Origin of the sequence: Acinetobacter sp. AR_0276, assembly GCF_003000705.1 — a bacterium.
Taxonomy (GTDB): Bacteria; Pseudomonadota; Gammaproteobacteria; order Pseudomonadales; family Moraxellaceae; genus Acinetobacter; species Acinetobacter nosocomialis.
Map to the genome: position 1 here is coordinate 22,433 of NZ_PSQO01000001.1, position 26,501 is coordinate 48,933.

Below are 26,501 nucleotides of genomic sequence, written 5' to 3' on the forward strand. Positions count from 1 at the left end.
TGGCGAAGGGGCAATAAGGGTAGGGCAAGATAAACTTTGATACGCTACCGCACGGTTTATTCGAAGCATATAAACAAAAAAGATGGCACTGCCATCTTTTTTATAAAAACAGGGCCGCTTTATTCGGCCTGGTTATCCCCATAGTTCACCATAGAGATCAAACGGATCGGGACTTTAATCAGTTGTTCTGGGCCATGCGGAATTTCACCATCTAAAGTCAAGCAGTCGCCTGGCTGCATATGAAATACTTCATCGCCATGACGGTACATGATTTCACCTTCAATCAGATACAGCATCTCTGTTCCCGGGTGGGCAAAGGTGGGAAATTCTTCGCTGGCATCATCCATGCTGACCAAATAGGCTTCAAAGTTTTTGCGCGGCCCGCGAGAATGGGTCAGCAGATGATACGTATGCCCTTTTTCGGTACCACGACGCACCACCTCCATTCCTTCGCCTGATTTCACAATCATTGCCCGGCTTTCCTGATGGTCATATTGACTGAATAAGGTGGATAAGGGGATTCCCAGTACTTCACATAGGCGGCTTAGCGTTTCAAGGCTGGTCGAGACCTGGGCATTCTCAATTTTACTCAGCATACCCTGACTGATTTCAGCAGTCTGTGCGACTTCCGCCAGTTTCAAGCCCTGTTCCTGACGGCAGCGTTTGATTTGAATGCCAATGTACTGTTCCAGTTTAAGGCTGTTCTTGTTTTGTCTCATTATGGATCAACTCGCACTGTTTTGAATCTAAATTCTGCTGACTCTTAATCAAAATTAAAAAGCAGCCCCGATGTGGAATGAAAGTATTATCTTATGAAACTTTTATTCTCTTTAGGAATATTAAGGCTTTTAGGCCCCAAGCACAAATTTTTTAACCGATCTAAAAAAGTTGGCAAGAGAATTGCTTTCTCTTTAGGAAAGAAAGTTTCTTCTGCTGAATAATACATTGAATCAAATATCTGTGCATTATTCGAGCCAAATATCATTTTTTGTCATATCGGGAGTATGTCAAATATGTTCCAGCAGGCCATCGTAAAAGAGTTCTTTGAAGAAGAACAGGACATCATTAGCAAGCCCAAGTACCGTGCAGAAGTACAGAAAGTCATTGATGATCATCAATTAAAATATGTATTGGCTCAGTTTGTCGATATTCATGGGTCAGCAAAAACGAAATCTGTACCGATTTCGGGTCTCAAAGCCATTGAAGGTGCAGGGGTAGGTTTTGCCGGTTTTGCCATTTCAGGGATGGGAATGCAGCCGCATGGTCCAGACTTTATGGTGAAAGGTGATTTATCTTCTTTAACACCGGTACCCTGGCAGCCCGGTTATGGCCGTGTGGTCTGTGAGGGCTATGTCAACGGCAAACCGCATCCCTACGATTCTCGCTATGTACTGCGCAAACAAGTTGAGCGCCTGTCGGCTAAAGGCTGGACCCTCAATACCGGCCTGGAACCTGAATTCAGCTTGTTCCGCCGTGGTGAAGACGGCAAACTGAAAGCAGTCGATGAGTCAGACAATCTGGACAAGCCCTGCTATGACTATAAAGGTCTATCCCGTTCACGCCAGTTCCTGGAACGGATTACCGAGGCTTTAATTCCAGTCGGTTTTGATATTTACCAAATTGACCATGAAGATGCAAACGGCCAGTTTGAGATTAACTATACCTATAGTGATGCCATGAACTCGGCGGATATGTTCACGTTCTTCCGTATGGCGGCCGGTGAAATTGCCAATGATTTGGGCATGGTCTGTTCATTTATGCCCAAGCCAGACCCGAAACGTGCCGGCAATGGCATGCATTTCCACTTGTCGATAGGCAGTGCAGAATCCAGCAACCTATTTAATGATGACAGTGATCCGCAAGGCATGGGCTTGTCAAAAATGGCCTATCACTTTATTGCAGGGTTGCTTGAGCATGGTCCGGCCCTGTGTGCCTTCTGTGCCCCAACTGTGAACTCATATAAGCGCCTGGTGGTGGGTCGCTCCCTTTCAGGTTCGACCTGGGCACCGGCATTTATTGCCTATGGTTCAAATAACCGCTCCGCCATGGTTCGTATCCCTTATGGCCGTATTGAACTGCGTTTGCCGGATGCCGGTTGCAACCCTTATTTGGTTTCTGCAGCGATTATTGCTGCCGGCTTAGACGGTATTGAACGTGAACTGACCCCGCCACCTGCATGCAATGAAAACCTGTATACCTTGAGTTTGGAAGAAATTGCTGCACGTGGTATTGGCACCCTGCCTCAATCCCTGAAAGAAGCTGTCGAGGCTCTAAAAGCAGATCCGCTGTTTAGAGAAACTCTCGGTGCTGAAATAGTTGACGAATTCATCCTGCAAAAAAGCATGGAATGGGTTGAATACAGCCGCCATGTTTCAGATTGGGAAATTCAGCGCTATACCGAATTTTTCTAAACTTTATTTTCACCCCATAGCGTCCCTAGGACATGAATTAAAAAGAGCATTTAGCGGAGAACAATTATGTGCGGAATCGTAGGCTTATACTTAAAAAATCCAGCTTTGGAATCACAACTCGGTAAACTGTTTGAACCGATGCTGGAGTCGATGACCGGGCGTGGTCCTGACAGCGCAGGCTTTGCCATTTATGGTGACGAAGTGTCTGAGGGCTGGGTCAAACTCACCTTGCAGTCGGTTGAAGATGAATTTGACTGGTCTGCATTTGCAGAAGCACTGAAAGCGGAACTGAACACCGACATGGACTGGTTCCAAAACGCCACGGCTGCAGTCATTAAAGCAAAATCTGATGAACAAACAGTGCGCGCGGCGATTGGCAAAATTGCCCCACAGCTCAAGATCATGAGTGTCGGTCAAAGTATTGAAATTCTTAAAGGTATGGGTTTGCCGGTCGAAATTTCTGAGCGTTTCGGTTTAGCGAATATGAAAGGCAGTCACATTATCGGTCATACCCGGATGGCCACTGAAAGTGCAGTGACTATGGAAGGCAGTCATCCATTTTCTACCGGCGCTGATTTATGTTTAGTGCATAACGGTTCTCTGTCTAATCATGCCCGTTTACGCCAGGAGTTAAAACGTGAAGGCATCAGCTTTGAAACAGATAACGATACCGAAGTGGCTGCAGGCTATCTGACTTGGCGTTTACAGCAAGGGGATTCTCTGGCAGAAGCACTGAACAACGCATTGGATGATCTGGACGGTTTCTTTACCTTTGCCATTGGCACCAAAAACGGTTTTGCCGTGATCCGTGATCCGATTGCCTGTAAACCGGCAGTGTTGGCAGAAACCGATGACTATGTGGCCATGGCCTCCGAATATCAAGCCTTGGCATCATTGCCGAATATTGACAAAGCCAAGGTTTGGGAACCAGAACCAGCCACCTTATATGTTTGGCAACGCAGTGCAGATCAAGCCGCCTAAGAATGACCCAGAATAGAAAACAGGAATAACCCTATGAATACAGCATTTGCAGAAAAAATCAGCACTTCAATTTTAAAAGATGAATTTGATTTAAGCGTAGACAGCATCCGTGATTTAAACCAGGCCCTGCATAGCAAAGAACTGACCGACAGCATTGTAGACTGGAAAGTCAGCAATCCAGGCGGCCAGCATAATATTGCAGTTGGCATTAAAGCCCCTGTGAATGTCACCATTGACGGCCATGCCGGATATTACTGCGCCGGCATGAATCAAGAAGCTCATGTCATCGTCAACGGTAATGTTGGGGTGGGCGTAGCTGAAAATATGATGTCAGGTTCAGTGTATATCAAAGGCAATGCCTCTCAAGCAGCAGGCGCAACAGCGCATGGTGGTCTGCTGGTCATTGAAGGGGATGCTGGGGCACGCTGTGGCATTTCAATGAAAGGCGTCGATATTGTGGTAGGCGGCAGTATTGGACACATGAGCTGCTTCATGGGACAGGCTGGCCGTCTGGTGGTTTGTGGTGATGCAGGCGACGCGTTGGGCGACTCGCTGTATGAAACCAGAATTTATGTCAAAGGTGTGGTGAAGTCTCTAGGTTCAGACTGTATTGAAAAAGAAATGCGTCAGGAACATCTGGCAGAACTGGCAGAACTGCTGTCTAAAGCCGGATTTGATGAAGATCCTGCTTCTTTCAAACGTTATGGTTCGGCACGCCAACTGTACAACTTCAAAGTCGACAATGCATCTGCATACTAATCAAGCGTAATAATGGAGCAATCAATCATGACTCAAACTATCCAAGAATTTGAACCCGTGTTACGTGAATCTGCAACGTTTGACCGTTTAACCATTCAAGAAATCCAGCGTGCAGCGGCAACCGGCATCTATGACATCCGTGGCGGTGGTACCAAACGTAAAGTGCCACACTTTGATGATTTGCTGCTGCTTGGTGCAAGCATGTCACGCTACCCGCTGGAAGGCTATCGTGAAAAATGCGGTACTGATGTGGTACTGGGTACACGCTTTGCGAAAAAACCGATTCATTTAAAAATTCCTGTAACGATTGCCGGTATGAGCTTTGGTGCATTATCTGCCAATGCCAAAGAATCTTTAGGCCGCGGTGCCTCTATGGTCGGCACATCTACCACCACCGGTGACGGTGGCATGACCCCTGAAGAACGTGGTCATTCGCAAACATTGGTGTATCAATATTTGCCATCACGCTACGGCATGAATCCTGACGATTTGCGTAAAGCAGATGCGATTGAAATCGTACTCGGACAAGGCGCTAAACCCGGCGGTGGCGGTATGCTGCTGGGCATGAAAGTGACGGAACGTGTGGCAGGCATGCGTACTTTGCCAGTGGGTGTCGATCAGCGCAGTGCTTGCCGTCATCCGGACTGGACGGGTCCAGATGACTTGGCAATTAAAATTGCCGAAATCCGTGAAATCACCGATTGGGAAAAGCCAATTTATGTCAAAATCGGGGCCAGCCGTCCATATTATGACGTAAAACTGGCGGTGAAAGCGGGTGCAGATGTGATCGTGCTGGATGGTATGCAAGGCGGTACAGCAGCGACCCAGGAAGTATTTATTGAGCACGTCGGTATTCCTATTCTTCCTGCCATTCCGCAAGCGGTACAAGCCTTGCAGGAAATGGGCATGCACCGTAAGGTTCAGCTGATTGTTTCTGGTGGTATCCGCACAGGTGCCGATGTGGCCAAAGCGATGGCATTGGGAGCAGATGCGGTAGCAATTGGTACAGCAGCGCTGATTGCGCTCGGAGATAACCATCCGCGTCTAGATAAAGAACTGAAAGAAATTGGTTCAGCAGCGGGTTATTATGATGACTGGCAAAATGGCCGTGACCCTGCAGGGATTACGACCCAGGATCCAGAACTATCAAAACGTCTCGATCCGGTTGAAGGTGGACGCCATTTGGCCAATTACCTGCGTGTTTTAGTCTTGGAAGCACAAACCATGGCACGTGCCTGCGGTAAATCGCATTTGCATAATCTGGATCCGGAAGATCTGGTGGCACTGAATGTCGAGGCGGCGGCAATGGCTCGTGTACCGCTTGCTGGAACCAATTGGATTCCAGGTCAAACGCAGTATTAATAAACCCTCATCAGATGGAGATGATGCATCTCCATCTGATGATCTCATCGATAACCTGATTTAAATCTTGCAAGGTTGCTGAAACTTATTAGATTAAATCTTTTTTAAATATTTTATTTGTAATAAATACAATTACATAGATAAATATTTCTCCATCAGGTCATTTGCAATGATCTTGGCCCATTTATTTTAAAATAAGAATTTTCCAAATTTAGTCATATTTCAAGACTGATTTTTAAGCCACAGGAACATACAGGGAAGGATAAAATTTCTATCTATCCTCATACAGATGTTTATCTTGCATGTAATAAATCAATATTCTGTTCAATCCGGCTTTGAATCATATGGAGCATTTCTGATCGAATCTGCTCAGTCAACAGATCATCCGCGATCTGATTGAATTAGTGCACAACCTCTCAGAAATCGAAATCACAATTTCATCGGCGACTGGCACAGAAAAGCTCGGCTTGCCAAGAACCCCGTTTGACCATCACTGGTTGGCTAAGATCCAGCGCCTTATCATAATCTCCATTTGCTGATATCCAGCGGGATCTTCACAGAAAGTGACATCGTAAGCGGCTTAAAGCCGTCCAAGGTTTTAGGCTGTATTATCCCCTGTAATAGCCTCCCTAGAACGGTTGCCAAATTCAGTGGTTCTTTGCCAATATTCTATTCATTCACATCATACTCCTGTTGCCTGACCGTTTGACTGTCTTATTGTCTTCGTTGGGGGGGCATATTTGGATACATAAAAAACTCGCTGATCAAGTTAATTTAACTCTTTCTCGGCATTAAATTCCTAGAGCAGCAGTTTCAGATATCTTGCAAGTAATATTGGTGGTACTTAAGCTGGTAACTAAAAATGAAATACTAAAAATTAAATTAATATAAAACAATAAATTAAAAAATAGTATGATGCGTATGGTACGCATCATATATAAAGCGTTCTATTTTGATATAATTGATGCAATCAATCCTCTGATAGGTTTTATTTAAATTTCATGAGTCTTACTGAAATTAAAGTTCGCCAAGCTCATTGCAAGGAAAAAACGCGTTTTTTATCCGATGAAGATGGGCTTAGCCTGAAGATTGAGCCGAGTGGAAGAAAATCTTGGTGCTATCGCTATACAGATCCACAAACTAAAAAACGTCGACGCATTCAGTTAGGTCTTTATCCTAATTTATCGCTGAAAAAGGCACGACAAGTCAGAGATGACTTTAAAGACAATAATTTCTGTTTTGAACATGATACTGCCTCTAATCTTATCACCTTTGGTAAGGTCGGGGAGGAGTGGTTACAGTTCAAACTGAAGAATGCCTTCAACGATCTACCCCGCTGTGGTGTACTACAGTTAGCAGAAAGATGCTTACAGCAAGATATTTATCCAGACCTTCAGGATTTACCTTTTCAAAACATCAAGCGCTATGACCTGGTTTCAGTAATCAAAAAAATAGAGGGACGCCAAGTAAAAGAACCTGTCAAAAAAGCTTGTAGTTATTTGAACCAAATTTATGACTACGCTGTAGCGATGGGTTATTGTGAGTTCAACATCGCTCATGGTTTAAATAAAATCACCATTAACAGCAAAATCAAGAAAAATTATCCGTATTTGAAAGCGGAGGAAATATCTGATTTTAAGAATAAATTACAAAAATTGGATGCCCATCCCATTATTAAAAAAGCACTGATGTTCAAATTACATACTGGCGTGAGAGGGGCCGAATTGTTATTGGCTGAGCCTCATCATTTTGATTTAAATGAAAAAATCTGGAAAATACCTGCCTTGCATATTAAACAGTTTCGACGAAAAGTTATATTAGGCCATGAGATTCCAGATTTTTTAGTTCCACTTTCAAATCAGGCTTTAGAGATTTTGAAAGACGTCATGCAGTGGTCATACGGTGAAAAATACCTTTTTGCTAGCCCTCGCAAACACAATCAACCGATTCATTTTAATACTCTAAATATGGCCATACGTAAGATGGGGTATGGCAAACATCAACTATCTTCTCATGGATTACGTTCTACTTTTAGTACCATTTTGAATGACTCAGGTTTGTTCCAAGATAATTGGATTGAGGCACAACTTTCACATATTGATAAGAACCGTACCCGTGCCAGCTATAATCACGCTGACTATTTAGCTCAACGGACTGAAATGATGCAGTGGTGGGGTGATTATTTAAGTACTACTAAGTGAAAATCGTACTTTTATACAGAAAAACATAAACTTAAAAAATTGTGAGGTGTCAAATGGATAGCAAACAATATACTTACCGTGTTATATGGTCAGCAGAAGATAATGAATATGTTGGATTGTGTGCTGAGTTTCCATTATTGTCTTGGCTTGATGCGGATCAGCCTAAAGCGCTTTCAGGAATAGTAGAGCTCATTGCTGATGTTGTCGATGATATGATTAGCAAGAATGAAAAAGTTCCTGCATCACTTTCCGAGAGAATATAGCTGGCTGTTTGTATGTCATCATAGTTAATCAAAAACTAGCCTTTGAAGCGACTGAATGACCTATGTAATTTTAGTCTGTGCTAGTGGTCTATTAGGATCGGCTTGTCTGATAGACCAGAAATAAGAATTCATGCTCCATATATTCAGTTCAATAAATCGTATAATTTTTAATTCATTGATATTTTTATGGAAAAACTTTCTTTGGTTTAGAGCTTTTATATTTAAAAAATAAATTTTAAAAACAACTTAGGCTAATTGATAAACACTATCTGGAAAGATTAAAAGAAAATATTTTTTAATTTCTGCTAATTCATTTAAAACAGGTTCCCTGTCAAGCAGTTGAAATGTCCAAATAAGTACAGCCTGATGATTTGCCAATAGGTGATCTTGATGAGCATCAGATCGAATATGAAACCCTAATTTTAGAAAAGTGCCGTAAAGAGTTCTGTGCGGGTTATGCGGAAGCCTACTTAGCTGAAAATGGATTAACACTCGATGATATTAGTCTGCGAGGGCGTGATGTTTCAGAACAATACAATAAAGCGATTAATCATAAAGAATTTAAGTACGGGGAATATAATGTGTGAAAATTGAGACTTCTACTGACATTTTGGTAAATTTTATATCATGTCAAAGGAGTTTCAATTTTGAGTACAAAAGCCCAACGGGAAATTGCCCATAAATTAAAAGTGTTTGCTCATGCTGAACAAAATGGCAATGTTGCATTGACTTGTCGATATTTTGGTATTTCACGAGATACTTTTTATCGTTGGAAGAAGAATTATAAATCCAAAGGAGAGATAGGATTAGTCAACAGTAAGCCATGCCCACAGAACCCTAAATTACGCACCCCTGCTGAGATCGAAGAGAAGATTATTCATTTACGTCAACACTATCATTTTGGACGGCTACGGATCAGTTGGTATTTATGGCGTTATCACCAAATTAAGATTTCAGCAGCTGGCGTATACCATGTTTTAAAACGGCATGGCATGAATCGGTTACCCCAAAATCAGCGTAAACGTTCTATTCCTACTCATCAACGTTATGAAAAACAAGTACCAGGGCATCATGTGCAAGTTGATGTAAAGTTTCTTTTTTTTAAAGATCAGAAGGGAAAACAGGTCAAACGCTATCAATATACCGCTATTGATGATGCAACTAGAATTAGGGCATTAAAGATTTACGATAGACATAATCAAGCCAATGCTATTGATTTCGTCAATGATGTGATAGACAAATTTCCTTTCCGTATCCATACCATTCAGACTGATAACGGTCATGAATTTCAATCCAAATTCCATTGGCATCTGAATGATCTGGCCATTCATCATCGCTATATTAAACCCCGAACACCCAAACATAACGGTAAGGTCGAACGATCTCATAAGACGGAGAAAATGGAGTTCTACCAGTTATTAGACTATACCGATGATGTTGATTTAAAAGCCAAGCTAGCCGAATGGGAGGCATTTTACAATTATGCCCGACCTCATGCAGCTATGAATGGCAAAACACCCTATGAACGATTAAAAGAAAAGTTATGCTAAAATCTTGGTGTCAGTGGAGGTAATAGTATTCACATCCGACATAGACACCAACATATCAAACAGTCCGCTTCAATAATCGCAAATACGCATATTCTAAAAGCGGACATTTCTACTTTGGAGAAACCGGACATTTCTACTTTGGAATAACAAGTCGTGTAAGCCCAAAATAGAAATGTCCGGTTTAGGTACTGTACTAGCATATCTTTAGTGAGCGGATGATATTTATTATTCATTATTTAGGAATTATTAAATCCTATAAATATCATTTATTGGATTAATTTACTTTGGTACTGTGCACATCATCCTCCAGTTAAAAATAAGGAACAATTATGAATAAGATGATGAATGCTCTTATCTTAGAAAATTTTGGTGATCATGAATTTACACGTGTAGAACTCCCTATACCTCAACCAGAGGCTGGGCAAGTTCTAGTACGTATTCATGCTAGTGGTGTAAACCCTATTGATTATAAAATTCGTCTTGGTGAAGCACCATATGCTATGCCAGAGCTTCCTGCCGTGTTGGGAACAGATATGGCTGGGGTTGTCACTGCTGTTGGTGAAGGTGTCACCCACTTCAACGTCGGAGATGAAGTTTACGGTCTGATTGGTGGCGTTCGTGGTCTTCAAGGATCTTTAGCAGAATATGTTGTAGCAGATGCTGATCTGATCGCATTAAAGCCACGAAATATCTCTATGCGCGAGGCAGCAGTACTACCATTGACGTTCCTCACCGCTTGGGAAGGTTTAGTGGATAATGCGAAGGTCCAACCAGGGCAAACTGTACTGGTTCAGGGTGGTGCTGGTGGCGTTGGTTATATGGTTGTTCAGCTTGCAAAAGCACTTGATGCAAATGTTTGGGCGACTGGTCGTACAGCTGATCAATCACTGATTTCAGAACTCGGTGCAACACCTCTCGATTACACAACAGCATCTTCCGATGACATTATTGCTGCAAGCCCTGAGGGTCAAGGTTTTAACATTGTTTACGACACTGTGGGTGGTCCAGTACTCGATGCTTCACTTTCCATGACAACTCACTATGGCCACATTACCAGCTGTGCTGCATTTGGTAATCATAATTTAGCGAGTTCATCTCTACGGTGTGCCACAGTGTCTGGCGTATTCGTCCTAATGCCGATGTTAACAGGCAATCGCCGTGCTCATCATGGTGATATCCTTAAGATCGCTACTCGTCTTGTTGAGGAAGGTAAACTGCGTCCTATTGTTGATCCTCGTCATTTTACTCTAGACCAAGCGATTGAGGCTCATGATGCTGTTCAAGATCGCTCTGCCAATATTAAGGTAGTTATAGATGTCATTTAATGCACTTCAGGCCAAGACTTGGCGCTTCAATAGTATTGGAGATACAGATGTTCTGACATTAGAAACACTTCCTGTTGCTTTACCAGCCGCAGGAGAAGTTCTAATCCAGATGAAAACGATCGGACTCAACCGGGCTGATGTAATGTTTCGGCGTGGTACTTATATTCAAAAGGCAGTATTCCCTTCTCGTCTGGGATATGAGGGAGCAGGCGTAGTTCTGGCGATAGGTGAAGGTGTACGCCAATTTTCTCCAGGAGATGCAGTATCGATTCTTCCGACTGACAATCTAGCCAAATATGGGACATATGCGGACAAGCTTCTGATTCCAGAAACTTTTTTAGTTCACAAACCCGATAGTTTAAGCTGGGAAGAAGCTTCTTCAATCTGGATGCAGTATTTGACGGCTTGGGGTGGTGTAATCCATGCTGGTGGAGTTTCGAAAGGAAAAACGATCTTGATCACAGCAGCTTCAAGTAGCGTAGGACTAGCTGCGATACAGATCGCTGAAGCAGCCGGTGCAAAGGTCATTGCAAGTACACAAACGACAGAGAAAAAGCAACGTTTACTGGATTTCGGTGTTAAAAATGTTATAGCCAGTGAAGATGAACCAGATTTGTATGAGGCGCTTGTTTCACGTTTGGGGGGAGAACATCTTGATGTCGCCTTCGATGCTGTAGGAGGGCCGCATATTGAACAGATTGCAAAAGCGATGTCGGTAGGAGGAACGATGGTTATGCATGGTGCGCTTAGCCCTGAGATCACACCATTTCCCCTTAAAGTTGCATTACGCAAGAGCTTAACCATGCGAGGTTTTTTGTTCCTTGAGGTTCTGCATGACCCTGTTCTAAGGGAGCAAGCCAGACGATTTATTCTTAGCAGTATAGGTGCAGGATATCTTCGTCCAGTGATCGACCGTTGCTTTAACTTTGAGGACATGCATGACGCTCAGCGCTATCTTGAATCAAATCAGCAAATAGGAAAAATTGTAGTTACTCTGAATACATGATGGTCTTATCTGATTTCTACTTTCTAGAAATAAGGTTAGTTCCATCTGATTCAAGTTTCTATATGGCCCAGCACTTCCACTAAGTAATCAAACAATGCTCGGATTCGCAAAGGTGTCGGGCCCCGCTGTGGACGATATAAATACAGGCGCCAAACAGGAGAGGTTTCCTCATGAAGTATCTGAATGAGCTTACCACTCCTAAGCCACGGCAAAACTAGAAATCCAGGCATGTGTCCGAATCCAACTCCAGCGAGAATCGCTTGAAATTCAGCTTCTAGATCATCTGTAATAAAACGGGGCTTTGATGGCGTAAAGCTTCGACTTTCGGTGAATGTCCATGGCCAGTAACGTCCTGTTTTATGATCGACTAATGCTGTTAGAGGGTATTTATCTAGGTCAATAATTTTTTTGGGCATTCCAACCTTATCAATTAACTCTGGCGTACCCACAGAATAAAAGTTCACTTTCGCCAATTCCCTTGCCACATATCGATTGTCCGGCAAAAATCCAAATCTGATCCCGATATCTATTCGCTCATCGATCACATCCGAGTGTGAATCGGTTAGCACACAATCCACGACAATATCTGGATAACGTGTGGCAAATTCTGCTAGTGCGGGTACTACCAATTTGCGCCCTAACACAGACGACACAGTAAGACGGACAGTCCCACGCATTTCATCTCGTTTTTCCTTGGTGTCTTTTACGAACAAAGCATCGATCGATCCCACCGCAAAACGTGCTTGCTTTGCCAAACGCTCACCATCAGCGGTAATTTTAATTTGTCGAGTACTCCTGTAAAACAGAATCTCTCCGCGCTGCTCTTCTAGTTCTTTTATTGCCCGTGTCACTGCCTGTGGGGAAATACCCAGCTGAGTTGCTGCCTCTTTAAAATTTCGAGACTCTGATGCGACACAAAAGATACGCATCATTTCCAATTTGTTATGCATGTCCAATCCTGTGTTATGGCAATTATTCCGTAAATAGGAATTCTGAAAGATAATATTATTCATTTATTATACCTAACAAGGCTGTAATACTTAACCCATCAAATATGATTGACAGATAGGTTGAAGGTTACTTGTATGAATAATATAGAAAATAAAGTTGTTGTTATCACTGGTGCAAGTAGTGGTTTAGGTGAAGCTACTGCTCGCTTCCTTGCTAAAAAAGGTGCAAAGGTTGTACTTGGTGCTAGACGTACTGAAAAATTAGAGGCTATTGTTCAGGATATTCGTGCTGAAGATGGTCAAGCTGAATTTATTGGTATGGATATAACCAAACCACATGAAGTACAAGCACTTATTGAAAAGGCATTAAGCGCATTTGGTCAAATCGATGTATTGGTAAACAATGCTGGATTAATGTCTATTGCACCATTAAGTGAGCTAAAAGTTGATGAATGGGATCGTATGATCGATATTAATATTAAAGGTGTTCTTTATGGTATAGCAGCTGCCCTACCTGTTTTCCAAAAACAAAACTTTGGACACTTTATTAATCTCGCATCTGTTGCAGGGATAAAAGTATTTAGTCCAGGAGGTACTGTTTATAGCGGTACTAAGTTTGCTGTAAGAGCCATCTCTGAAGGACTTCGTCATGAAGTTGGGGGAACAATTAGAACGACGACTATTGAGCCTGGTGCAGTTGAGTCAGAACTAAAATTTGGTTCTTCTCATAAAGAAAGTTCAGAGTTTGTTACTGATTTCTACAAACAAGCTATACCAGCTGACTCAGTCGCTCGAGCAATTGCTTATGCAATTGAGCAGCCTGCGGATGTAGATATTAATGAAATAGTTTTACGCCCAACGAGCCAAGAGTTTTAATAATTGAATAAAAAAAATGGGAGCACCTCGCTCCCATTTTTACTATATTTTTAAAGTTAAGGACAAATCTATGAAAGCCGTATCGTATGTTATAAATAACCATGATGATTTTAAAAATTCATTGGTAGATATTGAAAAAGCAAAGCCTACGCTTAAGGAGCGTGATGTACTGGTAAAAGTTCAGGCAATCTCTGTGAATCCAGTTGATACCAAAGTGAGAAAAAATTCGTCTGAAGCAAATAATCGTATTTTAGGTTGGGATGCCGTTGGGGAAATTATCGAAGTTGGCTCAAAAGTTACCTCGTTTAAAGTAGGAGATTCTGTTTGGTATGCTGGCGATTTAACCCGAGATGGTAGTAATGCTGAGTTTCAAGCAGTCGATGAACGAATTATCAGTCTTAAACCAATTACAGTATCTAATGCAGAAGCAGCAGCATTGCCATTAACTGCAATAACGGCATGGGAAATGCTTTTTGATCGGTTTCAAATTTCAGAAACAGAAGTTGGCAGTATTTTAATTATTGGTGGTGCAGGCGGTGTAGGATCAATCGCTATCCAACTCCTAAAAGCAAAAACAAATCTGACGGTTATAGCAACTGCTTCGCGTGAAGAAACGAAATCTTGGGTGGAATCACTTGGTGCCGACCATGTCATTGATCATAGCAAAGATTTAAATGCACAAATCGAGACACTAGGCATTGCAAAACCAAAATACGTATTCTCTACAAATCATACAGAAACATATATCAACCAAATAGTTTCTCTGATTGCACCACAAGGCAAGCTTGGATTGATCGATGATCCACAAACATTTGATATTATGCCGTTTAAGACTAAATCTATTTCTATCCATTGGGAGTTGATGTTCACCCGTTCAATGTATGAAACCGATGATATTGAAAAGCAAGGTGATCTATTGCAACAGGTTGCCCAATTAGTTGACCAGCAAAAAATTAGAAGTACCCTCAACCAAAATCTAGGCAAAATTAACGCTGCAAACTTGGAGAAGGCGCATAAGTTACTTGAATCAGGCAAGTCAAAAGGCAAAATTGTACTAGAAAACTTCTAAAACAAATTCAAGGTGAAATAATGACTATTTCAATAATTGCGAACTTTAAGGCAAAATCAGATCAAAAAGAGACGTTAGAAGCGCTTTTAAAAAGTGTAATAGAGCTTACGCTTCAAGAAGAAGGATGCTTGTAATATGAGCTTTATATTAGCGAAAATGACTCGAGTAGATATTTCTTCTTAGAAGAATGGCGTAGCAGGGAGGATTTAGATATCCATATAGCCTCTGATTATATTCAAAGTTTATTTGGTAATATCCATTCGTTAATTGAATCAAGTGATATTATAGAAATCAAAAAAATATAGCTGTATTCGGACATTATGATGAAGTATTCTTCAAATTAACATAGAGACTTAGAAAGCTAACATAATAATGGGAGCTCTAAGCTCCTATTTTTTAATATTTTTTTAATTTTTTAATTTTTTAATTTTTTAGTAGTAACCTAGGCTTCAACAAATTATGCCCCTAAGGGGAGCCACCAGTACCCTGCATTTTGACAACAATGTCATCGTTTAGAGGCAGCAAATTTACGACCATCAGTCGGTACGACTGGTGATTCATATGATATTGCTTTGGCTGAAACGGTGAATGACTTATACAAAACAGAGGTGATTGAATATTTAAAAGCAGATTGGCAAGGTTTAGCAGATGTACAACTTGCGACACTAAACTGGGTAATCGAGAATAAGCGAATTCCTATTCCTGAACACGTACAGCCTGAAACGGAAAAAAGAGGCTTTTGGAGCCGTTTTTTTAAACCCTATGATTAACCACGATTGTTTAATTAATATGAATAAAGTCGTGAAACTTTGATTAAATAATAAGCGTGGAACGTGAAAAATCATAAAAAAAAAGCCCACCTTGGGGAGGTTGGGCAAAAAAGAAACTACAGCGTTGAATTTTCAAGAGAATTATAACGCATTTCGTATAAGGTGTATTATGTTAATTTTAGGAAAACTGTAAAATGCCATTACTTGGAGTTCTTTTTAAAACTACTGAAATAGACCCAAATGATATTAAATGGAAAATTTGGAAAGAGTTAGGATAAAAAACTTAAAAAAAACGAAAACATATAAAATAAACTATATATATTAGTAATTTAAATAAATTTTTAATATAATAAACTCTACTTATTGAGAATAACTGAATATGAGATATTGGATCTTTCCTTTACTAATGCTAATGATGTCAAATTATTCAAACGCAACTGAGGACAATACAATTGAAATCTCACTTATTCAGAATGATTACAATGCATGGTTAGATAAAGGAAAAACATTCATTAAATGGGATGAAATTATAAAAAAATCTCCTGAAAATGCTGTAACTCCAGACGAAGTTCAAAAAGATTTTGAAGAAAATCAGGTCTTATTTTATAAAAAATATAGTAATAAATGGTTCAGAATTAAAGGATCAGTACAAAATGTACAAATAGAAAATAATGAAGTTTTTATCAATTTAAATAGCAAATACCATACTTTTAGAGCCTATACAGAACAAACCGACTACGCTTCTGAATGGCTTTGTTGCACAAAGATTTAAAAGTTAAGACTTCTCATATCTACTCAAATTTAAGTGACAACTCGGGTATGTGGTCTGCCTAAGTCCGTAAATTTATTTAATACTGCCATACCTGCATGAATCTCATTGACTTGGCTTTGAAAATTTCTCGCACTGAGTTTATCCCCCAATAATTTGATGCAATGCATCTTGGTTTCAACCAAACTTCGCCGATGATAGCCTGACCATTTCTTCCAAATAGTTCTTCCTAAACGTTTAACTGTTCGAAGCAACTCATTGCGTTCTAGCGAGCTCATCTTTTTATCTTTCCATGGCTTCGCATTTTTTCTTGGTGGAATCACTGCATGTGCTTGCCGATCCGCAATGACCTGTCGGCACTGTTTGGTATCATAAGCTCCATCGGTATAGACGGAGTCAACTCTCTCATCTTGTGGAATCTGGTCGAGTAAATCACCAAGTACCTGTGAATCACTCACATTGTTGGTTGTGAGCTGAACAGCGCGTATTTGTAAGGTTTTAGCATCTATACCAATATGTAATTTACGCCATTGGCGATGATATTCAGGCTGATGTTTTTTACGCTTCCATTCACCCTCACCTAAGAATTTCAGACCTGTAGAGTCAACGATTAGATACAGTCCATCACAACTTTTTTGATAGCTAATCACAATATCAATATGCTGTTGTCGTCTACAAATTGTAGTGTAGTCTGGCGCTATCCAATTTAACCCACAAAGATGGATGAGACTTTGAACAAAGCCAGTGACCATGCGTAAAGACAATCGAAAGAGAGATTTAATCATTAGGCAGCATTGGATAGCTGCGTCGGAGTAAGTTTGATTTCGTCCTTGTTTGCCTTTTGATGGGGCATACCATTGCGTAGCAGGATCAAACCAAATGGCAATATTTCCACGATTAATGAGAGCTCGGTTATATGAAGACCAATTGGTTGTGCGATAAATTTTAGGTGTCGACTTATTCATTTGAAAATTATATTGTGGAATAAGCCTTTAGAGATAGGTTTGTGCAACAAAGCCCTTCTGAATTAAGGAAAAATGATCAAGTAGACCTATATTGTTTTAATGGTATACACAATAAAAAAATACTCGCTCCTTACTCAGCATCAAAGTGTATGAGTTACGGAGCTTATATATTAAAAGATAAAGCTACTGCAAAAGAATATTTTGATAAAGTTAAGTTATCAGAAGAATATAAAGAAATTCAATTAATAAGCTCCATTCTATATAAAATAGTACCAAAAGATAAATTAAATCAATACTGTACTTCTTTAAAAAATAACGATAAATGCGTTGATATGTTAAATAATTCTTTTAATGATACTAAGAGTCTAAAAACCTTAGAAAAAATTTCAAAAGACTGTAAAAAAAGTGAATCTAAAACGGCTTTGTTGCACAAAGATTTAAAAGTTAAGACTTCTCATCCACACAGGCGATCAGAATATCTTGCAATCCTCGGTTTTTAAGCTCAGTCAGGACATTCAGCCAGAACTTGGCACCTTCATTCTCAGCCATCCACATACCGAGCAGTTCTTTGTGTCCATCAAGATTAATGCCTAAGGCAAGGAATACAGCCTTGTTGATGACACTGCCATTATGACGGACTTTAACCACAATACAGTCCATATAGACGATGGGATAGATCGTATCCAGCGGGCGGTTTTGCCATTCAGCAACCTGCTCCCTGACGGCATCAGTCACCTTGGAAATGAGGGTTGGAGATACATCAGCATCGTACATTTCCTTAAAAGTAGCCACGATTTCACGGGTAGTCATACCTTTGGCATATAGGGATAGAATCTGGCTATCCATTTGCGTGATACGGGTCTGATTTTTCTTAATCAATTGAGGTTCGAAGGTACCATCACGGTCTCGTGGTGTGGTGATCTCAATCTCCCCATCATCGCTAAGCACTGTCTTACTAGAATAACCATTACGGGCATTTGAACCGTTCTTACGAGCATTCTTTTCATGTCCGAGGTGTTCGGTAAGTTCGGCATTGAGAGCCGTTTCAACAGTGAGTTTAGTCAACAATCGGGTGAATTGATTGAGATCGTCTTCTGTTTTGATTCCTTTAGCAAATTCTGCTGCAAGGTCTTTTAGTTTTTGTTCGTTCATCATGTTGCCTGACTCCGTTGTGAATATGAACATAGCAAATTCAGGCAATTACACAATTTAATTTACAGTCTCTTTGTTGAATTTATCCATCATGCTTGTACTACTATTCCTGTTGATTAGGATGAGAATGGAACTGATGGGCGTAAGATAAAGGTATTAATTGAAGATTTAATTACTCTGCCAGATGCTCAATTTAATCTTCCCTTTCCTCATAACCCTGCATTTTTTAAATTATGTCTACAAATCCAAAAAAATCCCTGTGTAATGATCCCCCTAAAGCAAGCAGCTGATTATTTGCTACTTTCAGAACGAACGTTTTCACGTTTATTTCTAAAATATACAGGAATTCCATATACTAAATGGTGTCTAAAAGCACGCTTATTATATTCTCTAGAATTATTAGTATTGGGCAAGACGGTAACTGAGATCGCATTTGACTTAGGATATTCCTCGCCTTCAGCTTTTATTCATGCTTTCAAATCTTTATTTAATACCACACCTAATCAATTTATAAAAACTGAATAAAATTATGTATAAAAACTCAAATTAATATAATACGCGTTATACGAATCTAAAAATGGGAGCCTTTAGCTCCCATTTTTAATATATCTTTCAAATTCTTAGGCGTGTTGCACTCTTAGTTTTAAGCCTAAAGCATTTACTACACGATTAATCGTATCAAAACGTGGTGCTGAATCATGGCGAAGTGCTTTATAAAGTGCTTCACGTCCGATCCCTGCTTCTTTAGCAATTTGGGTCATACCTCTAGCTTTAGCAATGACACCAAGGGCATGAGCTAATTCAGCAGGATCATTATCTTCAAGAACCATATTGAGATACATCACGATGTCTTCTTCAGTTTTGAGTGACTCAGCCATATCAAAACTTGGTAAATCAGCTACTTTAACCATTTTAATCCTCCAACGTTTTCGATAATTTGACTGCACGATCGATGTCTTGTTGTTGAGTTGATTTATCTCCGCCACCAAGCATTACAATCACTACGTCACCATGTTGGATGTAATACATCCTCCATCCTGAACCGAAGAACTCTCTCATTTCCCAAACACCATCTTGGAGAGGTTTAATGTCTCCCCAGTTCCCGCGTTGAACCTTATCTAATCGGCGATTCAAGCGAATGCGGGTCATATTGTCTTTAATGCCATCCAACCATTCATCAAATTCTGGTAGACGTTTAATTTCAATCATGAGGATTTCTTTTCTTCTCACTATATTGTATTCGATCGAATACAATATGCAAGTAATCTATACGACCATCCATTAATTTCGTATAGCCGCCATTATGTTAAATCAGGTTTAAAACTTAATATCATGTGAATTAAAGTAGGTCGGATCAAACTCTATCTCTCCTATTTCATCCTCGATAATTTGCATGTAATCGTCATATCTTGGATGTTTGGGTTCTTGTAATGCATCTAAAATATCAAGATATCCAAAAATTCCTCCAATATCTTCAAATGGAGCATGATTTTGACCATCTATACAACATGGATATTTTTTATTTAAATCAGGAGATTGTCTGCTTTCTACAGTAATCAAATGTTCCCAACAATCGCCAAAATCATATGTATATATAATTTTTTTACCTACACGTAGAACTTCTTTCAATTTTTGTCTTTTATTGATCTTTTCATGCTTAATAGTCGTGAATTCATGTAAATGGCTATCTTCCCAATCAAAAGCAGATTGAATTGCCTTATGGAGCCTAGATAAAGTAGCTGCCGATGAAATTTGAATAGTTCTCCAGATTTCAGGATCACTGCCTAGCAGACTAATTTTTAATTGAAAAACTTCATCAGAAGATTTGAGCTTTACAGTTCCCATAACAGCCTAGTTCTCAAAAAATAGTTTTAGTAAATCTAAAATTAACATAATACACCTTATATGAAATTTAAAAATGGAGCTTAAAGCTCCATTTTTAAATAACTTTTTTAAATTGCTAAGCGTAAATTCAGTGCTTTTACAACTTTAATCACAGTATCAAAACTAGGGTTAACATCACCAGAAAGTGCTTTGTAAAGACTTTCTCGGCCTAGACCTGTATCTCGTGATAATTGAGCCATTCCTTTAGCTTTAGCAATGTTACCTAAAGCTTTAGCAATGAATGCAGCATCACCATTAGATTCATCGATACAGGCTTGTAGGTAAGCTTGCATATCTTCTTCTGTTTTAAGATGCTCAGCACTATCCCATTTACGAAGTTTGATAGCCATTTACAGCTCCTCCTCTAAATCTTGTGCTAATTGTAGGGCAAGTTTTATATCTTTACTTTGCGTAGACTTATCTCCGCCTGCTAAGAGAATAACGACCCTTTGCCCTTGCTTGCAGTAATAAATCCTATAGCCAGGTCCAAAGAAGAAACGTAACTCAGAAACACCTTCACCGACTGGTTCAGTATCTCCAAAGTTCCCATCTTCAACCCGATCAATTCGGACTTGTATGCGTCTTTTTGCCTGTTGATCTTTTAACTTGGTAAACCAATCATCAAAGGCTTCTGTGGTATATATTGAGTACATAAGCAAAATGTATCCTATAGGATACGTTTTTGCAAGACATAAACTTGGTTCTTTAGGCCTGAGGCACTGAATTTCATATAACAGCCATTATGTTAAATCGAGGAGATTACATCTATTTTATAAGTTCTTATAGCTGTAAAAAATTCTTCTGTTTAAACTACATTTTTTATGAAACATAAGAAATTATTTATATGCTAGATCAAGAAATTGGACTGACTTTTAAAGGCTTAATGTCACTTATAAAGAATAATCCGCTGAATGAAACTTCTAAAATTAAATATGTACGTCACAAGAGCAATGGAGAATTTTCAGAACTTTTTGATAATGTATTCTTGAATATTGCTGAGCTAGAGGAATACCAGAGAATACAAAGTAAAAGTGTATTTAAAAATATTGATTACATAATATCTTTTTTGGGTACAGAAGGACAAAAATCTTTATTTTGGGGAGTATTCAAGGTCGTAAATGAAAAATATAGTGAAAATAATCTTTATGAATATGAACTAGAAGAGATGCCACAATTTAGTGAGCTTAAGTTCAGAGTGGTAGTTGACTGGGGGAGAGCTACTCTATCTTGGCATCAGCACTATACCTCTGATAAACAAGTTATTGAAATATTGCCTAAAGGCTCCCTAGATAAATTTCCTGGCTATGAAAACGTTCATCTATCGTGGAAAGAACTTACCAGAGTAATTAGAACTGAACCGTACCGGGTTTGTCGGAGAGTCAATATTCTGAGAGACTATCCCGATGACAAAACCAAACTATACCCCCGAAATTAGAGAAAGAGCGGTTCAATTACTAATTGAATCTGAAAAAGATTATCCTTCTACTTGGGCAGCAATCACAGCTATTGCTCCTAAAATCGGTTGTACTCCTGAAACATTGCGTGTTTGGTATTTAAAGCATCTGGATCAACTAAATCCTGCCAAAGTACAACAGATATCTGACCAAGAAAAAATGAAGCAAATGGAACGTGAAATTAAAGAATTAAAACGTGCCAATGAAATTCTACGCAAAGCAGCCGCTTTTTTCGCCCAGGCGGAGCTCGACCGCCCACACAAATAATGGTGGATTTTATCCATAACAATAAAGATCGATATGGTGTTGAAGCGATTTGTAGAATTTTACCGATTGCACCTTCAACCTATTACCGAACTTTAGATCTCACTGACAATCCAGAACATCGAGCGAAACGAGATCTACATGATGAGTATCATGCTGAACAAATTAAACGAATTTGGAAAGAAAGTTCAGGTCGATATGGTGTACGTAAAGTTTGGCAAAAATTGAAACGTGAGGGTTATGTTATTGCACGTTGTACAGTTGCTCGATTGATGCAAAAGCTAGGTATACAAGGTGTTTGGCGTGGTAAGAATAAACAAACCACCCGTAACCGAGATGACCAAAAACGGGCAGATGATTTAGTGAAACGTAATTTTAATGCTGATCATCCAAACCAACTATGGGTGGGTGACTTTACGTATATTCAAACTCATTCAGGCTGGGTATATACCGCATTTGTTATTGATGTGTTCTCACGAGCAATTGTTGGATGGAAAGTATCTACACGGATGAATACAGATATGGTGCTTGATGCATTAGAGCAAGCATTGCATGATCGAGGCATGCCAAAGAATGTGATTCATCATTCCGACAGAGGTGTGCAATATCTTTCCATTCGCTATACCAATCGTTTAGAAGCAGCAAATGGCACTGTTGCAAATAGAAATTTGAGTCGATGAAGTTCCCTTTAAAAAGTGCTTAGAGACCGAAAACCCTGTTGATTAGACACACTTCACCCAGAGGCTGACCATAATAAAATGATGAAGCTTGTCCTTTACGCAGTGCACGCATGACTTCAATCCCTTTAATTGTGGCATAAGCCGTTTTCATAGATTTGAATCCTAACGTGGCCCTGATGATCCGCTTTAACTTACCATGATCACATTCGATCACGTTATTTTTGTACTTAACCTGCCTGTGCTCAATGTCTGGTGGACATTTTCCTTCCTGTTTTAACCGTAATAAAGCACCTCCATATGTGGGTGCTTTATCCGTATTGATCACTTGTGGAATTTGCCACTTTTTCACATTATTTAAGATTTTTTCAAGAAAACAATATGCTGATTTGGTATTACGTCTAGAAGAAAGATAAAAATCAATCGTATAGCCACGTTGATCGACTGCACGATACAGATAAGACCATTGTCCATTTACTTTTACATAAGTTTCATCAATATGCCATGAGCTCAGATCTGTAGGATTACGCCAATACCAGCGTAAGCGTTTTTCTATTTCAGGGGCGTAGCGCTGAACCCAGCGGTAAATAGTCGTGTGATCAACATTCACACCACGTTCGGCAAGCATTTCCTGAAGTTCACGATAGCTGATGCCATATTTACAATACCAGCGCACAGCCCAAAGAATGATTTCGCCCTGAAAATGTCGACCATGGAAAGGATTCATATGCTGCACCTTTAGCTAAAACAGTCTTCAGCTTACCATTCGTGGTTATTTGCAACAGTGCCATAGCAACCAATCGAGAGCGTTCATTTTTACAATACCATTATAATTCGCTTCAGTCCCTATCGTGTCTAAGGTAAGCAAATACTTGGGATACGAATCAGAAATTTTCTGTAATGGACGTAACTCTCGGCTGAGTGTCTCCTCATTGAGCGTTTCTAATGCCACTTGATAATAAGTTAAATTCTGTAAATTATCGACAGCAACAAAATCAATTTCATATTCATCAACCCGCCCTACATAGACCGTATAACCTCGTCTGATAAGCTCAAGATAAATTACATTTTCTAAGATATGACCTTGATCAGCATTAGCATCAGGCAACATAATCCGGCGCAATCCCACATCAACTAAATAGTATTTTTCAGAGGATTGTAATAACTCACGCCCGCGTACTTTAAATTGTGCGGCACTATAAAATAACAAACTGTCCTGTAAGCCCTGAATATAGCGTTTTACTGTTTCAAATGAAATCTTAACCCCACTTGAAACAAAGGTATTTTTAATTTTATTGATGGAAATAGGTGAGCCTGTCACGCTTGCCAAATATCTTGCGACACGCTCGAGAGAGTTAATATCGGCAGTATTCAAACGGGGAATAACATCTTTAAACATTACACTGGCATAGACCGCTTGCAAGTAATCATAAGTTTCCTGCTGGCTAGTCATGGCAAGCGTATAAGGGAAACTACTGCGCGTATACATGGCATACAAATCACGATTGGATAATTGTTGGATGATCGGATTATTTTCAATATGCCACTGTTTAAATTCTTGGAATGACAGAGGTAGAACGTGTTGCTCGATATAGCGTCCTGTAAGTAAAGTCGCAAGTTCTCCACTTAGAAAGAATGCATTTGAGCCTGTAATATATAAATCGATATAATCCCGAACATATAAGGAGTCGACTACTTTCTCAAAATTTGTAACATGTTGTATTTCATCTAAAAAAACATAGTTTTTTTTACTTTTATCAACTTTGGACAATACATAATCATGTAGTTTACGGTAATCGGTGAGTTCTTCAAATTCCATAAATTCGAAGTTGATGGCAATGATGTTTTCGGCTTGTACACCCTGTGCTTTTAGGTCTTGTTGAAACATCGCCAATAAGGTGGATTTTCCAGAGCGACGCACACCTGAAAGTACTTTAATGACATCACGGTCTTGCCATGTATTCAGAAATTTTAAGTAGCCATCACGTCGAATATTAGCGCTTCTCATTATTTACACTTAGAATCTAAAGTTTTAATAAATTATATCAAATTTTAGAATGCATATGTAAATATATTTAATTTTAAGAAAAGTTTAAAGGTTAAGTGAAACATTCAAAGCTGCTGTTGAAGTATACGGATAGTAAAAGTAATAAAAATCTAGATTCTATCTTTTTTGATTATTTTCCATGTCATGTTATTTCATTGATGCTACGACTTAACTGATATGTAAATTAAGTGAAAAGTAAATGGAACTAAGATGTTAACTAGAGTGGAACTCATTTTTGTTGTGCTAATGGTATCAGCCTTATTGCGTATGAATTGCTAAAAGGTTTATTTTAAGGTCATCAGATGGCACTGTTGCAAATAACCACGAATGGTAAGCTGAAGACTGTTTTAGCTAAAGGTGCAGCATATGAATCCTTTCCATGGTCGACATTTTCAGGGCGAAATCATTCTTTGGGCTGTGCGCTGGTATTGTAAATATGGCATCAGCTATCGTGAACTTCAGGAAATGCTTGCCGAACGTGGTGTGAATGTTGATCACACGACTATTTACCGCTGGGTTCAGCGCTACGCCCCTGAAATAGAAAAACGCTTACGCTGGTATTGGCGTAATCCTACAGATCTGAGCTCATGGCATATTGATGAAACTTATGTAAAAGTAAATGGACAATGGTCTTATCTGTATCGTGCAGTCGATCAACGTGGCTATACGATTGATTTTTATCTTTCTTCTAGACGTAATACCAAATCAGCATATTGTTTTCTTGAAAAAATCTTAAATAATGTGAAAAAGTGGCAAATTCCACAAGTGATCAATACGGATAAAGCACCCACATATGGAGGTGCTTTATTACGGTTAAAACAGGAAGGAAAATGTCCACCAGACATTGAGCACAGGCAGGTTAAGTACAAAAATAACGTGATCGAATGTGATCATGGTAAGTTAAAGCGGATCATCAGGGCCACGTTAGGATTCAAATCTATGAAAACGGCTTATGCCACAATTAAAGGGATTGAAGTCATGCGTGCACTGCGTAAAGGACAAGCTTCATCATTTTATTATGGTCAGCCTCTGGGTGAAGTGTGTCTAATCAACAGGGTTTTCGGTCTCTAAGCACTTTTTAAAGGGAACTTCATCGACTCAAATTTCTATTTGCAACAGTGCCAATAATACTGGCAAGTACTAATACACCACTTACAAACCTATAACTCCACTGCATTAGCAATTCCTCTTTTTATCAAAATTGAAAAGTTAATTATCAAAAAATATCGTCTTTTCTTGCTCGAATTAAATATTTCATTACGTGCTTGATAAGCTGGCTTTTAAAAGCATTCCTTACTCTCTATTGTTCGAGAGAAAATTGAATAAGTATTTCCATCCTTGTTTGTCAGATGACAACCAAAGTTACATGCACAGACATGCGGCATTGTTTAGTTGATGGCATTAGATCATCTGGAAATATTGAAGTTATTGCAGAGAGCATACTTAGAGGAGATATTACAATGCGGCTGCTAAATTCAGTATTACGAATGGTAATTAGTTGGAATGCCAGTATAAATATCGATTTATTCAAGAATCAATGTCCTTTGATGGGGTGATGATACTTACTATTATTTCGTATTTATACGGTAAAAATATTCCTATACTTACCAAAAGGTAACCTTAGGATTTTATGGAAAAACACCATGAACATGATCTTGCTGTATGTTATCCGATGGAAGCAGGCTATTCTTGGTTGTAGAGGATAGGGATAAAATGGAAATCGGCGAAGATATTAAAGCTAAATTAGCTAAAGCTTAAATTTGGGA

Annotated in this window: 27 protein-coding genes, 5 pseudogenes and 1 other annotated feature; of the genes and pseudogenes, 21 read left to right on the forward strand and 11 right to left on the reverse strand. The window is 39.5% G+C overall.

The window, feature by feature from the left end:
- Positions 1 to 119 precede the first annotated feature (119 nt).
- A complete protein-coding gene (locus CSB87_RS00110; protein ID WP_004704287.1) occupies positions 120 to 719 on the reverse strand; it encodes a helix-turn-helix domain-containing protein in 600 nt (199 codons plus the stop codon).
- Positions 720 to 1,013: 294 nt separating this feature from the next.
- On the opposite strand from CSB87_RS00110, the gene glnT reads away from it, so the two are divergent.
- The 10 genes from glnT to CSB87_RS00160 all read left to right on the forward strand — a co-directional run bounded on the left by glnT (position 1,014) and on the right by CSB87_RS00160 (position 11,858).
- Positions 1,014 to 2,411, forward strand: coding sequence for a type III glutamate--ammonia ligase (gene glnT, locus CSB87_RS00115; protein ID WP_004704285.1), 1,398 nt, complete (start codon positions 1,014 to 1,016; stop codon positions 2,409 to 2,411).
- A gap of 66 nt (positions 2,412 to 2,477) precedes the next feature.
- Positions 2,478 to 3,392 carry a class II glutamine amidotransferase gene (locus CSB87_RS00120; RefSeq protein WP_004704283.1) on the forward strand — a complete coding sequence of 305 codons (915 nt, stop codon included), beginning with the start codon at positions 2,478 to 2,480 and terminating at the stop codon, positions 3,390 to 3,392.
- A gap of 33 nt (positions 3,393 to 3,425) precedes the next feature.
- The gene (locus CSB87_RS00125) at positions 3,426 to 4,151 is read left to right on the forward strand and encodes a hypothetical protein (protein WP_004704281.1); all 726 of its coding nucleotides are present in this window, start codon (positions 3,426 to 3,428) and stop codon (positions 4,149 to 4,151) included.
- A gap of 27 nt (positions 4,152 to 4,178) precedes the next feature.
- Complete coding sequence (locus CSB87_RS00130; RefSeq protein ID WP_004704280.1) at positions 4,179 to 5,513, forward strand: FMN-binding glutamate synthase family protein; 1,335 nt, start codon at positions 4,179 to 4,181, stop codon at positions 5,511 to 5,513.
- Positions 5,514 to 6,514: 1,001 nt separating this feature from the next.
- Entirely contained in the window at positions 6,515 to 7,714 is a 1,200-nt protein-coding gene (locus CSB87_RS00135) for a tyrosine-type recombinase/integrase (RefSeq protein ID WP_031953678.1), read from the forward strand.
- 53 nt (positions 7,715 to 7,767) lie between these two features.
- Positions 7,768 to 7,977, forward strand: coding sequence for a hypothetical protein (locus CSB87_RS00140; RefSeq protein ID WP_004704276.1), 210 nt, complete (start codon positions 7,768 to 7,770; stop codon positions 7,975 to 7,977).
- Positions 7,978 to 8,348: 371 nt separating this feature from the next.
- Entirely contained in the window at positions 8,349 to 8,564 is a 216-nt protein-coding gene (locus CSB87_RS00145; protein WP_004704274.1) for a hypothetical protein, read from the forward strand.
- Between the two features lie 60 nt (positions 8,565 to 8,624).
- The gene (locus CSB87_RS00150; protein WP_079282246.1) at positions 8,625 to 9,527 is read left to right on the forward strand and encodes an IS481 family transposase; all 903 of its coding nucleotides are present in this window, start codon (positions 8,625 to 8,627) and stop codon (positions 9,525 to 9,527) included.
- A 329-nt stretch (positions 9,528 to 9,856) separates the two neighbouring features.
- Entirely contained in the window at positions 9,857 to 10,852 is a 996-nt protein-coding gene (locus tag CSB87_RS00155) for a zinc-dependent alcohol dehydrogenase family protein (protein WP_006582121.1), read from the forward strand.
- Positions 10,842 to 11,858 (forward strand): zinc-dependent alcohol dehydrogenase family protein, encoded by a 1,017-nt coding sequence (locus tag CSB87_RS00160; RefSeq protein WP_031953682.1) that lies wholly within the window; start codon positions 10,842 to 10,844, stop codon positions 11,856 to 11,858. Before CSB87_RS00155 ends, CSB87_RS00160 begins: the two co-directional genes overlap by 11 nt.
- A gap of 50 nt (positions 11,859 to 11,908) precedes the next feature.
- On the opposite strand, the gene CSB87_RS00165 is transcribed toward CSB87_RS00160, so the two are convergent.
- Positions 11,909 to 12,808: a LysR family transcriptional regulator gene (locus CSB87_RS00165; RefSeq protein ID WP_021511106.1), complete on the reverse strand. Its 900-nt coding sequence runs from the start codon at positions 12,806 to 12,808 to the stop codon at positions 11,909 to 11,911.
- A 135-nt stretch (positions 12,809 to 12,943) separates the two neighbouring features.
- Here CSB87_RS00165 and CSB87_RS00170 point away from each other — a divergent pair, with 135 nt between their 5' ends.
- The 6 genes and pseudogenes from CSB87_RS00170 (at position 12,944) to CSB87_RS00195 (ending at position 16,295) form a co-directional block, all read left to right on the forward strand.
- The gene (locus CSB87_RS00170) at positions 12,944 to 13,684 is read left to right on the forward strand and encodes an SDR family oxidoreductase (RefSeq protein ID WP_031953684.1); all 741 of its coding nucleotides are present in this window, start codon (positions 12,944 to 12,946) and stop codon (positions 13,682 to 13,684) included.
- 70 nt (positions 13,685 to 13,754) lie between these two features.
- Positions 13,755 to 14,753, forward strand: a complete 999-nt coding sequence (locus tag CSB87_RS00175) for a zinc-binding alcohol dehydrogenase family protein (protein WP_000649019.1) — start codon at positions 13,755 to 13,757, stop codon at positions 14,751 to 14,753.
- A gap of 20 nt (positions 14,754 to 14,773) precedes the next feature.
- Positions 14,774 to 15,058, forward strand: a pseudogene (locus CSB87_RS19920) (putative quinol monooxygenase).
- Between the two features lie 201 nt (positions 15,059 to 15,259).
- Positions 15,260 to 15,430 (forward strand): annotated as a pseudogene (locus tag CSB87_RS00185) (IS3 family transposase); the annotation flags it as partial.
- Positions 15,428 to 15,523: pseudogene (locus CSB87_RS19925) on the forward strand (DNA-binding protein); the annotation flags it as partial. The pseudogenes CSB87_RS00185 and CSB87_RS19925, both read left to right, overlap by 3 nt.
- 379 nt (positions 15,524 to 15,902) lie before the next feature.
- Entirely contained in the window at positions 15,903 to 16,295 is a 393-nt protein-coding gene (locus CSB87_RS00195) for a hypothetical protein (RefSeq protein ID WP_223155715.1), read from the forward strand.
- A 29-nt stretch (positions 16,296 to 16,324) separates the two neighbouring features.
- Here CSB87_RS00195 and CSB87_RS00200 read toward each other — a convergent pair whose 3' ends face one another.
- Complete coding sequence (locus CSB87_RS00200) at positions 16,325 to 17,257, reverse strand: IS5-like element ISAba13 family transposase (protein ID WP_031953685.1); 933 nt, start codon at positions 17,255 to 17,257, stop codon at positions 16,325 to 16,327.
- Positions 17,258 to 17,298: 41 nt separating this feature from the next.
- On the opposite strand from CSB87_RS00200, the gene CSB87_RS00210 reads away from it, so the two are divergent.
- A complete protein-coding gene (locus CSB87_RS00210; protein ID WP_031953687.1) occupies positions 17,299 to 17,757 on the forward strand; it encodes a hypothetical protein in 459 nt (152 codons plus the stop codon).
- Here the strand turns inward: CSB87_RS00210 and CSB87_RS00215 are convergent.
- Positions 17,714 to 18,409: pseudogene (locus CSB87_RS00215) on the reverse strand (IS256 family transposase); the annotation flags it as partial. The gene CSB87_RS00210 and the pseudogene CSB87_RS00215 sit on opposite strands and share 44 nt — an antisense overlap.
- Before the next feature lie 264 nt (positions 18,410 to 18,673).
- Between CSB87_RS00215 and CSB87_RS20210 the strand changes: the two are divergent.
- The gene (locus CSB87_RS20210; protein ID WP_079377198.1) at positions 18,674 to 18,934 is read left to right on the forward strand and encodes a helix-turn-helix transcriptional regulator; all 261 of its coding nucleotides are present in this window, start codon (positions 18,674 to 18,676) and stop codon (positions 18,932 to 18,934) included.
- Between the two features lie 95 nt (positions 18,935 to 19,029).
- Here the strand turns inward: CSB87_RS20210 and CSB87_RS00225 are convergent, their stop codons facing one another.
- The 5 genes from CSB87_RS00225 to CSB87_RS00245 all read right to left on the reverse strand — a co-directional run bounded on the left by CSB87_RS00225 (position 19,030) and on the right by CSB87_RS00245 (position 20,946).
- A complete protein-coding gene (locus tag CSB87_RS00225; protein WP_031953691.1) occupies positions 19,030 to 19,320 on the reverse strand; it encodes an addiction module antidote protein in 291 nt (96 codons plus the stop codon).
- Between the two features lies 1 nt (position 19,321).
- Positions 19,322 to 19,618 (reverse strand): type II toxin-antitoxin system RelE/ParE family toxin, encoded by a 297-nt coding sequence (locus CSB87_RS00230; RefSeq protein ID WP_004647749.1) that lies wholly within the window; start codon positions 19,616 to 19,618, stop codon positions 19,322 to 19,324.
- A 108-nt stretch (positions 19,619 to 19,726) separates the two neighbouring features.
- Positions 19,727 to 20,254: a plasmid pRiA4b ORF-3 family protein gene (locus CSB87_RS00235; RefSeq protein WP_002124964.1), complete on the reverse strand. Its 528-nt coding sequence runs from the start codon at positions 20,252 to 20,254 to the stop codon at positions 19,727 to 19,729.
- A 107-nt stretch (positions 20,255 to 20,361) separates the two neighbouring features.
- Positions 20,362 to 20,643, reverse strand: a complete 282-nt coding sequence (locus tag CSB87_RS00240; RefSeq protein ID WP_000985610.1) for an addiction module antidote protein — start codon at positions 20,641 to 20,643, stop codon at positions 20,362 to 20,364.
- A complete protein-coding gene (locus CSB87_RS00245) occupies positions 20,644 to 20,946 on the reverse strand; it encodes a type II toxin-antitoxin system RelE/ParE family toxin (RefSeq protein ID WP_000286963.1) in 303 nt (100 codons plus the stop codon).
- Between the two features lie 191 nt (positions 20,947 to 21,137).
- Here CSB87_RS00245 and CSB87_RS00250 point away from each other — a divergent pair, with 191 nt between their 5' ends.
- Positions 21,138 to 21,728 (forward strand): hypothetical protein, encoded by a 591-nt coding sequence (locus tag CSB87_RS00250; RefSeq protein ID WP_079377875.1) that lies wholly within the window; start codon positions 21,138 to 21,140, stop codon positions 21,726 to 21,728.
- Positions 21,697 to 22,658 (forward strand): annotated as a pseudogene (locus tag CSB87_RS00255) (IS3-like element ISAba19 family transposase); the annotation flags it as partial. The gene CSB87_RS00250 and the pseudogene CSB87_RS00255, both read left to right, overlap by 32 nt.
- Positions 21,972 to 22,088: a sequence feature (AL1L pseudoknot), on the forward strand. (Overlaps the previous pseudogene by 117 nt.)
- A 52-nt stretch (positions 22,659 to 22,710) precedes the next feature.
- Here CSB87_RS00255 and CSB87_RS00260 read toward each other — a convergent pair.
- Both CSB87_RS00260 and CSB87_RS00265 read right to left on the reverse strand, forming a co-directional pair.
- Positions 22,711 to 23,415, reverse strand: coding sequence for an IS6 family transposase (locus CSB87_RS00260; protein WP_031953658.1), 705 nt, complete (start codon positions 23,413 to 23,415; stop codon positions 22,711 to 22,713).
- Positions 23,416 to 23,460: 45 nt separating this feature from the next.
- A complete protein-coding gene (locus tag CSB87_RS00265) occupies positions 23,461 to 24,696 on the reverse strand; it encodes an ATP-binding protein (RefSeq protein WP_031953699.1) in 1,236 nt (411 codons plus the stop codon).
- Between the two features lie 405 nt (positions 24,697 to 25,101).
- On the opposite strand from CSB87_RS00265, the gene CSB87_RS00270 reads away from it, so the two are divergent.
- A complete protein-coding gene (locus CSB87_RS00270; RefSeq protein WP_031953658.1) occupies positions 25,102 to 25,806 on the forward strand; it encodes an IS6 family transposase in 705 nt (234 codons plus the stop codon).
- Positions 25,807 to 26,501 lie beyond the last annotated feature (695 nt).

Bases quoted from the DNA above. Each gene is read 5' to 3' on its own strand.
- CSB87_RS00125 (WP_004704281.1), top strand. From the start codon at position 3,426: ATGAATACAGCATTTGCAGAAAAAATCAGCACTTCAATTTTAAAAGAT.
- CSB87_RS00170 (WP_031953684.1), top strand. From the start codon at position 12,944: ATGAATAATATAGAAAATAAAGTTGTTGTTATCACTGGTGCAAGTAGT.
- CSB87_RS00240 (WP_000985610.1), bottom strand. From the start codon at position 20,643: ATGGCTATCAAACTTCGTAAATGGGATAGTGCTGAGCATCTTAAAACA.
- CSB87_RS00230 (WP_004647749.1), bottom strand. From the start codon at position 19,618: ATGATTGAAATTAAACGTCTACCAGAATTTGATGAATGGTTGGATGGC.
- CSB87_RS00245 (WP_000286963.1), bottom strand. From the start codon at position 20,946: ATGTACTCAATATATACCACAGAAGCCTTTGATGATTGGTTTACCAAG.
- CSB87_RS00270 (WP_031953658.1), top strand. From the start codon at position 25,102: ATGAATCCTTTCCATGGTCGACATTTTCAGGGCGAAATCATTCTTTGG.
- CSB87_RS00120 (WP_004704283.1), top strand. From the start codon at position 2,478: ATGTGCGGAATCGTAGGCTTATACTTAAAAAATCCAGCTTTGGAATCA.
- CSB87_RS00225 (WP_031953691.1), bottom strand. From the start codon at position 19,320: ATGGTTAAAGTAGCTGATTTACCAAGTTTTGATATGGCTGAGTCACTC.
- CSB87_RS00260 (WP_031953658.1), bottom strand. From the start codon at position 23,415: ATGAATCCTTTCCATGGTCGACATTTTCAGGGCGAAATCATTCTTTGG.
- CSB87_RS00135 (WP_031953678.1), top strand. From the start codon at position 6,515: ATGAGTCTTACTGAAATTAAAGTTCGCCAAGCTCATTGCAAGGAAAAA.
- CSB87_RS00250 (WP_079377875.1), top strand. From the start codon at position 21,138: ATGCTAGATCAAGAAATTGGACTGACTTTTAAAGGCTTAATGTCACTT.
- CSB87_RS00130 (WP_004704280.1), top strand. From the start codon at position 4,179: ATGACTCAAACTATCCAAGAATTTGAACCCGTGTTACGTGAATCTGCA.
- CSB87_RS00165 (WP_021511106.1), bottom strand. From the start codon at position 12,808: ATGCATAACAAATTGGAAATGATGCGTATCTTTTGTGTCGCATCAGAG.
- CSB87_RS20210 (WP_079377198.1), top strand. From the start codon at position 18,674: ATGATCCCCCTAAAGCAAGCAGCTGATTATTTGCTACTTTCAGAACGA.
- CSB87_RS00110 (WP_004704287.1), bottom strand. From the start codon at position 719: ATGAGACAAAACAAGAACAGCCTTAAACTGGAACAGTACATTGGCATT.
- CSB87_RS00175 (WP_000649019.1), top strand. From the start codon at position 13,755: ATGAAAGCCGTATCGTATGTTATAAATAACCATGATGATTTTAAAAAT.
- CSB87_RS00195 (WP_223155715.1), top strand. From the start codon at position 15,903: ATGAGATATTGGATCTTTCCTTTACTAATGCTAATGATGTCAAATTAT.
- CSB87_RS00160 (WP_031953682.1), top strand. From the start codon at position 10,842: ATGTCATTTAATGCACTTCAGGCCAAGACTTGGCGCTTCAATAGTATT.
- CSB87_RS00140 (WP_004704276.1), top strand. From the start codon at position 7,768: ATGGATAGCAAACAATATACTTACCGTGTTATATGGTCAGCAGAAGAT.
- CSB87_RS00235 (WP_002124964.1), bottom strand. From the start codon at position 20,254: ATGGGAACTGTAAAGCTCAAATCTTCTGATGAAGTTTTTCAATTAAAA.
- CSB87_RS00265 (WP_031953699.1), bottom strand. From the start codon at position 24,696: ATGAGAAGCGCTAATATTCGACGTGATGGCTACTTAAAATTTCTGAAT.
- CSB87_RS00200 (WP_031953685.1), bottom strand. From the start codon at position 17,257: ATGAATAAGTCGACACCTAAAATTTATCGCACAACCAATTGGTCTTCA.
- CSB87_RS00155 (WP_006582121.1), top strand. From the start codon at position 9,857: ATGAATAAGATGATGAATGCTCTTATCTTAGAAAATTTTGGTGATCAT.
- glnT (WP_004704285.1), top strand. From the start codon at position 1,014: ATGTTCCAGCAGGCCATCGTAAAAGAGTTCTTTGAAGAAGAACAGGAC.